14 protein-coding genes are annotated in these 11,603 nt (G+C 70.0%); 8 read left to right on the top strand and 6 right to left on the bottom strand.

Annotation, left to right across the window (positions count from 1 at the left end):
• Positions 1–56 precede the first annotated feature (56 nt).
• Both ACILSK_RS19220 and ACILSK_RS19215 read left to right on the top strand, forming a co-directional pair.
• Positions 57–1,490: a hypothetical protein gene (locus ACILSK_RS19220; protein ID WP_395728792.1), complete on the top strand. Its 1,434-nt coding sequence runs from the start codon at positions 57–59 to the stop codon at positions 1,488–1,490.
• A 106-nt stretch (positions 1,491–1,596) separates the two neighbouring features.
• A complete protein-coding gene (locus tag ACILSK_RS19215; RefSeq protein WP_395728791.1) occupies positions 1,597–2,124 on the top strand; it encodes a DinB family protein in 528 nt (175 codons plus the stop codon).
• Positions 2,125–2,153: 29 nt separating this feature from the next.
• Here the strand turns inward: ACILSK_RS19215 and ACILSK_RS19210 are convergent, their stop codons facing one another.
• Entirely contained in the window at positions 2,154–3,452 is a 1,299-nt protein-coding gene (locus ACILSK_RS19210; RefSeq protein WP_395728790.1) for a hypothetical protein, read from the bottom strand.
• Positions 3,453–3,646: 194 nt separating this feature from the next.
• Here ACILSK_RS19210 and ACILSK_RS19205 point away from each other — a divergent pair, with 194 nt between their 5' ends.
• Entirely contained in the window at positions 3,647–4,423 is a 777-nt protein-coding gene (locus ACILSK_RS19205) for an SDR family NAD(P)-dependent oxidoreductase (RefSeq protein ID WP_395728789.1), read from the top strand.
• 85 nt (positions 4,424–4,508) lie between these two features.
• On the opposite strand, the gene ACILSK_RS19200 is transcribed toward ACILSK_RS19205, so the two are convergent.
• Positions 4,509–4,694 (bottom strand): CsbD family protein, encoded by a 186-nt coding sequence (locus ACILSK_RS19200; protein ID WP_395728788.1) that lies wholly within the window; start codon positions 4,692–4,694, stop codon positions 4,509–4,511.
• Between the two features lie 195 nt (positions 4,695–4,889).
• Here ACILSK_RS19200 and ACILSK_RS19195 point away from each other — a divergent pair, with 195 nt between their 5' ends.
• From ACILSK_RS19195 to ACILSK_RS19185, 3 genes are read left to right on the top strand one after another with little or no spacing between them, the layout of a single operon-like run.
• A complete protein-coding gene (locus ACILSK_RS19195; RefSeq protein WP_395728787.1) occupies positions 4,890–5,033 on the top strand; it encodes a GPGG-motif small membrane protein in 144 nt (47 codons plus the stop codon).
• 24 nt (positions 5,034–5,057) lie between these two features.
• Positions 5,058–5,630: an orotate phosphoribosyltransferase gene (pyrE, locus tag ACILSK_RS19190; RefSeq protein WP_395728786.1), complete on the top strand. Its 573-nt coding sequence runs from the start codon at positions 5,058–5,060 to the stop codon at positions 5,628–5,630.
• Complete coding sequence (locus ACILSK_RS19185; RefSeq protein ID WP_395728785.1) at positions 5,627–6,310, top strand: TrmH family RNA methyltransferase; 684 nt, start codon at positions 5,627–5,629, stop codon at positions 6,308–6,310. The genes pyrE and ACILSK_RS19185 overlap by 4 nt, the downstream gene beginning before the upstream one ends.
• Here the strand turns inward: ACILSK_RS19185 and ACILSK_RS19180 are convergent.
• Positions 6,298–6,558: a hypothetical protein gene (locus ACILSK_RS19180; RefSeq protein WP_395728784.1), complete on the bottom strand. Its 261-nt coding sequence runs from the start codon at positions 6,556–6,558 to the stop codon at positions 6,298–6,300. The genes ACILSK_RS19185 and ACILSK_RS19180 overlap by 13 nt on opposite strands.
• A 22-nt stretch (positions 6,559–6,580) precedes the next feature.
• A complete protein-coding gene (locus ACILSK_RS19175) occupies positions 6,581–7,282 on the bottom strand; it encodes a DedA family protein (protein WP_395728783.1) in 702 nt (233 codons plus the stop codon).
• 388 nt (positions 7,283–7,670) lie between these two features.
• On the opposite strand from ACILSK_RS19175, the gene ACILSK_RS19170 reads away from it, so the two are divergent.
• Complete coding sequence (locus ACILSK_RS19170) at positions 7,671–9,125, top strand: FAD-binding oxidoreductase (RefSeq protein ID WP_395728782.1); 1,455 nt, start codon at positions 7,671–7,673, stop codon at positions 9,123–9,125.
• Between the two features lie 233 nt (positions 9,126–9,358).
• Positions 9,359–10,270, top strand: coding sequence for a DUF559 domain-containing protein (locus tag ACILSK_RS19165; protein WP_395728781.1), 912 nt, complete (start codon positions 9,359–9,361; stop codon positions 10,268–10,270).
• 174 nt (positions 10,271–10,444) lie between these two features.
• On the opposite strand, the gene ACILSK_RS19160 is transcribed toward ACILSK_RS19165, so the two are convergent.
• Both ACILSK_RS19160 and ACILSK_RS19155 read right to left on the bottom strand, forming a co-directional pair.
• Positions 10,445–10,675 carry a hypothetical protein gene (locus ACILSK_RS19160; RefSeq protein WP_395728780.1) on the bottom strand — a complete coding sequence of 77 codons (231 nt, stop codon included), beginning with the start codon at positions 10,673–10,675 and terminating at the stop codon, positions 10,445–10,447.
• A 256-nt stretch (positions 10,676–10,931) separates the two neighbouring features.
• The gene (locus tag ACILSK_RS19155) at positions 10,932–11,528 is read right to left on the bottom strand and encodes a SigE family RNA polymerase sigma factor (protein WP_395728779.1); all 597 of its coding nucleotides are present in this window, start codon (positions 11,526–11,528) and stop codon (positions 10,932–10,934) included.
• Between the last annotated feature and the right edge of the window lie 75 nt (positions 11,529–11,603).

The raw sequence follows: 11,603 nt of genomic DNA, 5'->3' as shown, positions 1-11,603 counted from the left end.
ACCCGCCGGACCCCGGCGACACTTGTCCTCCAAGGGTCGGGCGTGAGGGAGGCCTCGTGGTGGATATGCGGATGGCCGTCCTGTTGTTGCGGGTGCCGGGTGCGCCGGACGAGCCCGCACGGGAATACACCGAGCGGCTGTTCACGAACGCCGGCCGCGGCACGGGCAACCTCGTCGACTACTTCGTCGACATGTCCCTCGGACAGGTCGACCTCGGCCGTAGTCAGGTGTTCGGCTGGATGGACTACGGCCATTCGATCGCCGACATTCGTGCGGTGTACCGGCAGGCCTATGACGCCAAGCACGCAGAGCGTGAGGCGGCCGGCGATCCGCCGGGGATGGCGGACCAGGTTGCCGGCGACTACGCCAATCAGACTTATCGGGACACCCTGGTGGCGTGGGCGCGGGCGGCGTTCGCGGGGTGGGTCCTGAGCCAGCCCGTTCAGTCCTCACTCGCCGAGTTCGACGATCGGGTGATCTGCGTGTTCAACCAACCGGTCGACTACTTCGGATCGCCGGGCCGGACGGTCGTGAACTGGGATCCGGCCGGGCCGCCGTTCTCGATCGACCTCACCGGTGTGGCGCACGAGGTCGGCCACAACCTCGGTTTGAATCACTCCCGCGCGCAGGACTCGGCCGCCGAGTACGGCGATCCGTGGGACATCATGAGCGCCTATGACGGCGTCCATCTCGCGTCGTCGGGACAGGGACCGACCCGGGATATCCCGTTTCTGACGGTGGGACCCGGACTGAATGCGGCCAACCTCGACCTCGTCGGCTGGTTGGACCCCACTCGCGTGATCGATCCGGCGGCCGCGACCGGTTCGGTCGAACTGCGCCCGCTGCACCGGCGGGACCTGCCGGGCTTTCTGGCCGCTCGTTTCCGGGTGAACGGTTCACCCATCTACGCCGAGTTTCGGATTCCGGACCGATGGGATCGGGCGATTCCGCGCCCGTGTGTGCTCCTCCATCGGCGGGGGGTCCACCCCATCGCCGGCAACGCCTGCTCGGAGTTGATCCCGGCGGCCGTGTCGGCCCCGGGTGGTCCGCGACCGGACCTCCGGACGGGCGAATCGACCGTGATCGGCGACCCCACCGGGATCTTCGCGGCCGCGCTCGAGATCGAGGTGCTGAGCATCGACCGCGACCGAGCTACCTTGCGCTATCGGGTGCGCCCACGGCGTCGCGATCGGCAGGCCGCGATCGTGTTCGCCGGCGTCGCGGCCGGAGCGGGTGGACTGGTCTGGACACCGGGTCGTGGCCTGCACCCGGTGCCGCCGCATTCACCGCTGGTGAATGTGCTCGACGCGGTCGCGGACTACGAGACGCTGCAGCAGATCACGGAAGGCCCGGCCGGCGAGTTGGAACAGCTCAGGCTGGCGCGCCTGGTGGCCGCCCGCGATCGGATCGACTCGATGATCGTCGCCCGCAGGCGGGACCAGGTTCCGGCGCCGGTCACCCGGGCCCCCGAGGGCGGACCGGCGTCGTAGGCGACCGCGGGCATCAGGCGCTGACGGGTCGGATAGCGGTCCGAATTTGTCCTCTATCGACCCTACGGTGGGGCCTGTGACCAGCAGCCGACCGGAAGGGCGCGACATGACCAGCACCGAGACCACCGAGACCAGGACCTTGAGCCAGGAGCGGCAGGACCTGCTCGAGGCCTTGCAGACCCAGCGTTACTTCCTCAAGTTCACCGCGCAGGGGCTCACCGACGAGCAGGCCCGGCTCACCCCGACCGCCAGCGCGTTGTCCATCGGCGGGCTGATCAAGCACGTGAGCGCCACCGAGCAGGGGTGGTACGACTTCGCGACCGGCGCACCCGAGTCGATGGCCGGAGGGGACAACGCCGAGGCCGACTACGCGGACGGTTTCCGGCTCCGCGAGGACGAGACCCTGGCCGATGTGCTGGCCGCCTACGACACGGTGGCTGCCCGCACCGACGAACTGGCCGCCACCGCCGACCTCGACGTCGCCTACCCGTTGCCGCCGGCGCCCTGGTTTGCACCCGGGGCGACCCGGTCGGTGCGCCGCGTCCTGATCCACCTCGTCGGGGAGACCGCGCAGCACGCCGGTCACGCGGACATCATCCGGGAGACCATCGACGGCCAGAAGACGATGGGCTGAACAAAGGGGCCGACCTGAACGGGCGCGAGTCAGGTGGCGGCGGGTTCGCGTTCCGTACGGCTCGCCGCCTCCTTGGCGGCCTCCTTCTCCAGTGCCCGTGCCTCGGCGTTGTTGGTGTAGTCGGCGATTTCGCGCTGTAGCAGCCGGCGCACCTTGGGCTGCTGGGACAGCGCGACCGCGAAGACGGTGAGCAGGATCCACATGGAGACGCAGGAAACCACGAGGAAGATGAGTGGGAGCCATTGCTCGCCCAGCTTCGCGGCCAGGTCCCGCGCGGCGAAGGCTCGCCAGATCAGCATGATGTTGACCAGGTAGCCGACCGCGTACGACGCGGCGAACGCGATGAGGAACTGCTTGAGACTGCCCGACTGCTTACGCTTGAGGATGGGTTCGTCCCGGCTGGGGATGGCGATCGAGACGACGTTGCCCACGCCCAGCCACAACAGGATGAAGCACACCGTCAGCACCAGGGCATTGACGAATCGGCTCCAATCACCCGAGGTGATGGCGATCAGTGCGCTGATCACGAAGCCGATCGGGGCCACCAGGCACAGCAGGGCAAGGTTCTTGATCACCAACAGGTGCCAGAGCCGCTGGCCCGTGTCGAGCGCCGCGCGCACGCGCATCGCGTCGAAGGACAGCGCGTTGATGCAGACGGCGCCACCCATCACCACCGACAGCACGAACAGTCCGAGGAACGGCAGCCACTGCTTGTCCTGGTCCCAGTCGAAGAGCCGGATCCAGCCGAGGTAGAGCAAACCGAGGGCCAGTGCGATGGCCAGGCTCTTCATCGTGTTCCGCGGTTTGCGGTTGACGATGTACCGGATCTCGCCGAGCAGCCCGCCGGCCAGCGCCGGTCCGTGGCGGCTGACCGGATTCCGGCCGGCCAGCGGCACGTGGCCGTCGATGGCCGCGGCATCGACGGCGTCCTCCCCGGCGTCGATCCGGGCGAGCCGGGCCTGGAGGACGGCGAGGGCGGCATCGGTCAGCGCGACCCGGGCCACCCCGACGGCAGCGATCGCGTCGGCCTCGGCCTGGGCCGCGGCCGCATGCGTCACCTCGTCGCCGCCCGGCTCATCTGTCGGCGCGATCTCCGGCTGGGCGCCGAGATCGAGATAGTTCTGCCGAAGGTCCGCCCACCGCGGCGAGAGCCGGTCGGTGCCGCGGCCGTCGAGTCGGATCGCCTCGCGTTGATCCTCGGCGGCCTTGCGCACGCGCCGGACGGTCGCCGCCACGTCGCCACGGTCCTTCCACTTGGCGGCCAGTGCGGACTTTTCCGCCGCGGCCGCCCGTTCGACCAGCTCGGTCAGGTCGTCGATCGCTGCCATGGCTGCTCCAGGGTCGTGCCGTGCGGACTGGCCCAGAGCCTGCTCGCAGGATCGCATCGGGCGCATCGTCCTGCGCGTGTGAGGCGCCGGCCAGGGGGCATCCGGCTGCCGGGCGCGGCCCCGTGCGCCTCGGGTCGGCGGTGCGGTCCGGTGTTCATCGAGGCTCCCGGTGCGGTCCGGCTACCGTCGCTGGCATGCCCATCGCACTCGTCACCGGCGCGACGTCCGGAATCGGCTATGCGTTCGCCCGGCACCTGGCCATCGCCGGCCACTCCCTGGTGCTCGTCGCCCGCAACGAGGCCCGGCTCGCCGACCGTCGGACCGAGTTGATCGGGATGGGTGCGCCGACGGTCGAGATCATCACCGCCGACCTGACCGAGCCCGACCAACGGGACCGGGTGACGGAGCGGCTCGCGGCCTCGGTGGACCCGGTCGACCTCCTGATCAACAACGCCGGCGGCACGTTGGGCGTCGAGTTCCTGCAGGCCCAGCCGGCGGACCTGCAGCGGCAGGTGGAGCTGAACTCGGTGGCGGTGATGCTGCTGATGCGGGCCGCGTTGCCGGGGATGATCGCCCGAGGGCACGGCGGCATCATCAACGTCGCGTCGACGGCCGGCCTGGTGCCGGGTCGCGGATCGACCTACGGCGCCACCAAGGCCTTCGTGGTGTCGCTGAGCGAGGCGATGGCGATGGCGGTGCAGGGAACCGGCGTGCGGATCCAGGCCCTGTGCCCGGGATTTGTGCGGACCGAGTTCCACGATCGGGCAAAGATCGACATGTCAACGACCCCGGGGTGGGCCTACGTGGACATCGACCTCCTGGTGCGGGAATCGCTGGACGACCTGCGGCACAATCGAGTGCTCAGCATCCCCGGAGCGCTGTACAAGGGCGTCTATCTGGCGACCCGGGTGGTTCCGCGGCCCTGGCTTCGTCGGGCCGCCGCGCGGGTCAAGTCCAAGGGCCGTACCTGACCCAGGACATACCCGAATGAAACGAGAAGCGGCGCCCCCCGGTGTCCGGGGGAGCGCCGCGTCACGGTTCTCGAGGCGGTCAGCCTCAGGAGCCGAAGGTGTCCTTCGCCGCGTCCTTGACGTCGTCGCCGGCCTGCTTGACGTTGGCCTTGGCCTGCTCGGCCTGCCCCCGTGCCTCGAGTTCCTCGTTGCCGGTCAGCTTGCCGGTGGCCTCCTTGACCTTGCCGACCGCTTCCTCAGCGCCGTGCTTGATCCGATCGCCCATCGTCATTTCGGTTCGTCCCTCCTGATCGCCGGCTCCTGCCGGCATGCCCCACCCGATCGTGGGAGCTTCCTGGAGGGGGTACCCCACCGGGTCGATGACCAAACCTGGACGGAGCGACGGGCGGACGTGCGTTTCCGGGACGTCCGGCGCGGGTACCGGCCCACCCGTGGGCCCGGAGCGGGCCTTGGACAGGAGAAGACAATGGCGTTCGTGCTGTGGATTCTGGCGGTGATCCTGGTGGTCTCCGGGATCTTCGCGATCATTCGCAAACAGTTGCTGTGGGGGATCGTGCTGATCGTGGTCGGCCTGCTGGTCGGGCCGGGCGGGGTGAGCATCTTCACCTGACGGTCGCTGTGACACCCTGACCGGGTGACCGAGATCCAGTCAGCGCCCGTCCCCGACGTCGAGCTGCTCCGGCGGTTGGCCCGATTGGTCGGCGAACTGGCCGTGGTGCACGGCCGGGTCACGCTCTCGTCGGGACGAGAGGCGGATTATTACGTCGACCTGCGCAGGGCCACCTTGCACCATGAGGCGGCACCGCTCATCGGTCGCCTGATGCGACAGCTCACGGCCGATTGGGACTTCGAGGCCGTGGGTGGCCTGACCTTGGGTGCGGATCCGGTGGCCACGTCGATGATGCATGCCCCCGGGCGGTCGCTGGATGCGTTCGTCGTGCGCAAGCAAGCGAAGGCGCACGGCATGCAACGGCAGGTCGAGGGTCCCGCCGTCCAGGGGCGGCGCGTGCTGGTGGTGGAGGACACCACCACCACCGGCAATTCACCGATGACGGCCGTCGATGCCCTCCGCGAGGTCGGCGCCGACGTGGTCGGGGTGGCCACCATCGTGGACCGGCAGACCGGCGCCGACCAGGTCTTCGCCGACGCCGGGCTGGAGTATCGCTTCCTGCTCGGATTGGACGACCTCGGCCTGCCCCCGATGTGAGCGAGTCGATCGACGAGCCGGGCCCGACCGAATGGACGGCGGCGCCGGTCGGTGTCGGACCGCACCCCCAGCCCTGGCCGACCGACGACCGGTATGACCCTGAGTTGCTGGCCGGCGGGGACACCCGCAACGTCGTCGACCGGTACCGGTACTGGCGGCGTGCGGCGATCGTCGCCGACCTGGATGAGCGGCGCCACCCGTTGCACGTGGCGATCGAGAACTTCGCCTACGACGCGAACATCGGCACGGTCGTCCGCACGGCCAACGCATTCGCCGCCCGCGAGGTGCACATCGTCGGCCGCAAGCGCTGGAACCGGCGCGGCGCGATGGTCACCGACCGGTACCAGCACCTGCGGCACCATCCCGATATCGCTTCGCTGATCGGTGCCGCCGGCGACCTTGGCCTGACCGTGGTGGCGGTGGACAACCTGCCCGGTTCCGTGCCGATCGAGACCACGCCGTTGCCGCGGGATTGCTTGTTGCTGTTCGGCGGCGAGTCGGCCGGACTGAGCGACGGGGCCCGGGACGGCGCGGCCGTCACGGTGTCCATCGCCCAGTTCGGCTCGACCCGATCGATCAACGCCGGGGTGGCCGCGGGGATCGCGATGCACGCCTGGATCCGGCAGCACGCCGACCTGACGACCGCGTGGTCGTTCGGGCCCGACGATCAGGCCGGCTGACACCAGTCGGCCGGCATCGCGACGTCCACCCCGAGGAAGGTCACCGACTGACCGCAGGCTTCGTCCTTGACCCCGTTGGCGAAGTCGATGACGTGCTGCCGCTGCTGCCAACCCACGAAGATCAGCACGGCCGCGAGGACCAGCACGATGATCTTGCCGACGATCTTCTTGATCAGGATCGCGGCGACCACCGCGACGACGGCGATGGCGATGAGGATCCAGGGTGCGGTGCTCTGAATCGTGCTCAACTGCAATTCCATGCTGCGGGACTCACTCGGCCGCGGGCTCGATGGTCGGCTGTCCGGGACCTTCACCCTTGGCGGCCTGCTTCGCCCGCCGGCTGGCCACCCAGTGGGCGACAGCCGGGAACGCGCTCGCGCAGATCACGACGACGACCGCGGCGATGACGATGAGGTCAAGGTTGTCGCGGATGAAGCCGAACTGCCCGAGGAAGTAGCCGGCAATGGTGACGGAGGCGATCCAGAGGACACCGCCGATGGCCGAGTACAGGGTGTAGATCTTGACGTTCATCTTCGAGGCGCCGGCCATCACGGTCGCGACCGTGCGGACCACCGGCACGAACCGGGCCAGCACGATGGTGACCTTGCCGTACTTGTCGAAGAACGCCGCCGACTTGTCGATGTATTCGCGTTTGAGCAATTTGGCATTGGGCCGGTTGAAGACCGGTGGACCGATCTTGTAGCCGATCCAGTAGCCGACCATGTTGCCGACGAATGCGGCGAGCGAGACCAGGGCGATGAACAGCCAGAGGTTGATGTCGATCGCGCCGCTGGCGATGAACAGGCCGGACACGAACAGCAGCGTGTCGCCGGGCAGGAAAAAGCCGAGCAGAATGCCGCACTCGGCAAAAATGATCAGCATGATGCCGAGCACGGCCCAGGCACCCATGTTGTTGATCAGGTTTTCCGGACTCAGCCAACCGGGCAGGAGCGCGAGGTAGGTAGTCGTCACAATTCTCCAGGGTACGGGCCACCACGTCGGCAACCTGTGTGATTGATGTGCGGCGAGACGGCGACCACAGCGTCGTCCACCGGCCGGGTCCCCGGGTGCACACGCAGACCGGTCGCCATGCAGAGGACGCAGCGGATCGGCGGCGGGTTGCTCGGTGGTGCCGGCGGGTTGCTCCGTGGTGCCGGCGGGTTGCTCGGTGGTGCCGGCGGGTTGCTCCGTGGTGCCCGCGGATTCCTCCCGGGCTCCGGCCGGTCCGATCCGAGCCGGTCGGGTTCGGCCCTCCCTTGGCCGACTTGCCGTATTCGGTCCCTCCGGAATCGATTCAGCGAGCCGAATGAGGCAAGTCGATCGGTGGGGGCGGGACGGGGTCCGGGGCTACGGTCGAGCGATGGACGCAACTGCGACGTCCGCGGCAACGGTGCCGACCGATGCGCCGACCGCGGTCAGCCCGAACGGGGCCTCGACCCTCATCGACGCGCTGCGTGCGGCCGTCGGGCCGGATCAGCTCCAGACCGATCCGGACATCACCGCCGCCTACAGCCGGGACATGATGCCGCTGGCCCCGTCCGGGATTCCGCTGGCCGTGGTGTTCCCGACCGACACCGCCCAGGTGGCGGCCGTGGTGAAGGCCTGCGCGGCCGCCGGGGTGCCGATCGTCCCGCGCGGCGCGGGCTCGGGCCTGACCGGAGCGGCCAACGCGGTCGACGGCGCCGTCACCGTGGTGATGACGCGAATGAACCGGATCCTGGAGATCGACGAGGGCAACCGGCTGGCGGTGGTCCAGCCCGGGGTGGTCAACCTGGACTTCCGCACCGAGGTCGAGTCCCGCGGCCTGTTCTACGCGCCGGATCCGTCGTCCTACGACTGGTGCACCATCGGCGGCAATCTGAACACCAACGCCGGTGGCCTGTGCTGCGTGAAGTACGGGGTCACCACCGACGCCGTCCTCGGCCTGGAGGTGGTGCTGGCCTCCGGGGAGGTGCTGCGCACCGGCCGGCGAACCGTCAAGGGCGTCGCCGGGTACGACCTGACCAAGCTGATCATCGGCTCCGAGGGCACCCTGGGGATCATCACCGAGGCCACGCTGGCGCTGCGGCCCAAGCCGGCCGCGCCCTGCACGATGGTCGCCGCGTTCGCCGACACCGAGAGCGCCGGGGCCGCCGTGTCCGCGGCGATCCGGGCCGGGCTGGTGCCGTCGTTGCTGGAGATCATGGACGCGACCTGCATCTCCTCGGTTGAGGCGTACACCGGATCGAGCATCCTGGGCGACGGCGACACCCCGGCGGCGATCCTGATCGGCCAGTCCGATGCGGGCCCCGGCGTCGCCCGGCGGGAGATGGACGAGCTGGAGCGGGTCTGCGCGGAGGCCGGGTCGACCTTCCTGTACGTCACCGACGACCTGGCCGAGGGGCGGCTGTTGCTGCAGGCCCGCCGGCTCGTGCTCACCTCCCTCGAGGTGCTCGGCACCTGGCTGACCGACGACGTCTCCGTGCCGCGGACCGAGATGGCCAAGCTGATCCACGCCTGCTCGGAGATCGCTAACGACGTGGACCTGACGATCGGGGTGGTCGGGCACGCCGGCGACGGCAACATGCACCCGACGATCGTCTATGACGCCGCCGACCCGGATCAGGTGCGCCGGGCGGCCGACGCCTTCGGCCGCATCCTGGACGCCGGCCGGGCGCTGGGCGGGACGGTCACCGGGGAGCACGGCATCGGCCGGATCAAGCAGGATTTCCTGGCCCGCGAGGCCGGTCCGGTCGCGATGGACGTGCACCGGGCGATCAAGCGGGCCCTGGATCCGCAGGACCTGTTCAACCCGGGGTCGATGTTCGCCCGCTGAGCCCGTCGGCGCGCTGCGCCTCGTCCGGCGCCTCGTCCCGCGCCCGACCCGGCCGGCGCGACTGGCTTGATGTGCCCGCTGAGCGGGCAGTTCGAGCCGTTCGCCGTGGGCAGGTCGTGGCGGCCACGGGTCGCGCGGGGACGTCGTCCGTCCTCTCGTCCACATGTCCGATTTTTATCCACATTCGACGATTTCCCGGGCGACGTGCTCGATCGGGCCGCGAGCATCGGAGGATGTCGAGCTTCGATCCGGCGGTCCAGCGTCTGCTGGTCGTCCACGGCGGTGTCATCAGCCGACGCGAGCTCCTCGAACTGAGGGTGAGCGCGTCGGCGATTGCCCGCCGGGTGACCGCGGGTGACATCGTTCCGGTCCTACCGGGGATCTACCGGCCGGCGACGACCCCCCTGACCCCGGAGCTGCGACTGCGGGCGGTCGTCCTGCGGCTCGGTCCCGACGCCGTGATCGCCGGCCGGTCGGCTGCGTGGTGGCACGGCCTCACCACGACCAACGCTGCCCGGGTGGTCGTCATTCTGCCGCCTCGGCGGGGACATGAGCGGTCCGGTGGCGTCCAGGTGGTCCGCACCCGGCTGGACCGGGCGGACCGGACGGTCGTCCGCGGGCTGCCGGTCACCCATCGCGCCCGGACCGTGCTCGACAGCGCCGGCGAATCCGACGCGGAAGAGATCCGGGATGCCGCGCTCCAGCGCGGCACATCGATCTGGTCCCTGGAGCGCGCCCTGGACCGGCGTGGGTCCGGCCGAGGGGTGGCGGCGGCTCGTCGGCTGCTGCTTGCTGCCAAGGACGGCGGGGTGTCACCACCCGAGCGGCTCGCTTTGCACGCCCTGCTCCGGGACGGCCGGGAGCGGTGGACGGCGGGAGTACGGGTGCGCGTGGGCGCGGAGCAGGGGTACTGGTTGGACCTGGCGGTCGAGGACATCAAGCTGTGCGTCGAGGTGGACGGATGGACGGTGCACTCACAGGCCGAGGCTTACCACTCCGATCGTGAGCGGCAGAACGCGCTGGCCCTGGCCGGCTGGACGGTCCTGCGCTACACCCCGCGGCAGCTGCGCGACGACCTGGACGGCGCGGTCGAGGAGATCCTGGAGATGTCGGCGACGCTTCGGCGATCCCGGCGTCGCGGCTGACCACGCCGGGCCAGTCGCCCGCGCCAAGCCGAGCCGGGTCGATGGGCAGGAAGAGCCCGCTGAGCGGGCACTTCGAGCCATTCGGCGCTGAAGGGGGCGGGCGCGGACCGGGCGCGCGCGGGGAGGACTCGCGGAGCGAGGCGCCACCACGACGGGCGGGCACGCCTGATCCGGTCAGAGCAGTAGTGAGAGCAGACCGACGCCGATGCCGACGAGCAGTCCGACGATGGCGGCCAGCAGCACCAACTGCGCAGTGGACAGCCGCAGCGAGGCCCGGCCGCCGGTGCCGCTGGGCGAGGCCTGGCCGCCGGCCATCGCCTTCAGCGCCTGCGACAGCACCTGCTCGGCGCGGGAATCGTCGGCCGACCCGGGCGGCTGTCCCGGATGCGGAGGCCCCTGGGTCATCCCGGGTCCCTTCGGGCCCCGGGATGACCGTGCCGATGGTTCGCTCGGCAAGCCTCGCTCACGTATCCCGTGTCCCTTCCGGGGCACCTCGCGGGCTCGGTTGCCCCGGAACGGGCCCCGGGATGACCGTGCCGATGGTTCGCTCGGCAAGCCTCGCTCACGTATCCCGTGTCCCTGCCGGGGCGCCTCGCGAGCTCGGTCGCCCCGGAACGGGCCCCGGGATGACCGCGCCGATGGTTCGCTCGGACGCCCTGCGTCATGAGTGGGTCGACCGCATGATGTCCCCGAGCTTGGCCACCGCCCGGCTCGCGGTGGACTTCACGGTGCCCTTGGACAGTCCGGTGGCCTCGGCGATCTCCGCCTCGGACAGGCCGCCGTAGTACCGCAGGACGAGCACCTCCCGTTGCCGAGGCGCGAGATCGCCCAGGGCGGACACCACCGCCTGATGCTCGGTGGACAGCAGGGCCAGCGACTCGGCGGACCGGGCGGTGCCCGGGTCCGGCGGGACGTACGCCCGGGCAGTGCGCCGGCGCCGCAGCATCGATCGGGAGCCGTTGACCACCGCGGTGCGCAAATAGCCGATCGCCGCATTGCGGTCGCGCAGCCCGCCCCAGTTCCGGTACAGCCCGGCGAACGCCTCCTGCACCACGTCCTCGGCGCTGGCCATGTCGTCCACCAGCAGGATCGCCATCCGGACCATCTGCATGCGGTGGGACCGGTAGAGATCGTCGATGGTGATCGGTGGCGGCTCGGGCGGCTGCGGTTCGTGATCGAGTGCGTAGGCCGGGTTCAGCGTGGCCAATGTGCCCAGGGTCCGTTCGACTTCGGATTCAGACCCGACCTGTTCGGCCATCAGTGATCCGGCTCCTCCCACGCGACACCGTCCGGCAGATCCGGCAACTTCGATCCTGGCACGGAGTGGGGTTCT

Source organism: Nakamurella sp. (assembly GCF_044224575.1).
In the GTDB taxonomy this organism is placed as follows: domain Bacteria; phylum Actinomycetota; class Actinomycetes; order Mycobacteriales; family Nakamurellaceae; genus Nakamurella.
This window is presented reverse-complemented; position numbering and strand designations above follow the sequence as displayed.

What these genes read in the sequence shown, in the direction of transcription:
- ACILSK_RS19160 (WP_395728780.1), bottom strand. Translation starts at nt 10,675, where the DNA reads ATGACCCAGGGGCCTCCGCATCCGGGACAGCCGCCCGGGTCGGCCGAC.
- ACILSK_RS19165 (WP_395728781.1), top strand. Translation starts at nt 9,359, where the DNA reads ATGTCGAGCTTCGATCCGGCGGTCCAGCGTCTGCTGGTCGTCCACGGC.
- ACILSK_RS19200 (WP_395728788.1), bottom strand. Translation starts at nt 4,694, where the DNA reads ATGACGATGGGCGATCGGATCAAGCACGGCGCTGAGGAAGCGGTCGGC.
- ACILSK_RS19170 (WP_395728782.1), top strand. Translation starts at nt 7,671, where the DNA reads ATGGACGCAACTGCGACGTCCGCGGCAACGGTGCCGACCGATGCGCCG.
- ACILSK_RS19155 (WP_395728779.1), bottom strand. Translation starts at nt 11,528, where the DNA reads ATGGCCGAACAGGTCGGGTCTGAATCCGAAGTCGAACGGACCCTGGGC.
- ACILSK_RS19195 (WP_395728787.1), top strand. Translation starts at nt 4,890, where the DNA reads ATGGCGTTCGTGCTGTGGATTCTGGCGGTGATCCTGGTGGTCTCCGGG.
- ACILSK_RS19215 (WP_395728791.1), top strand. Translation starts at nt 1,597, where the DNA reads ATGACCAGCACCGAGACCACCGAGACCAGGACCTTGAGCCAGGAGCGG.
- ACILSK_RS19210 (WP_395728790.1), bottom strand. Translation starts at nt 3,452, where the DNA reads ATGGCAGCGATCGACGACCTGACCGAGCTGGTCGAACGGGCGGCCGCG.
- ACILSK_RS19205 (WP_395728789.1), top strand. Translation starts at nt 3,647, where the DNA reads ATGCCCATCGCACTCGTCACCGGCGCGACGTCCGGAATCGGCTATGCG.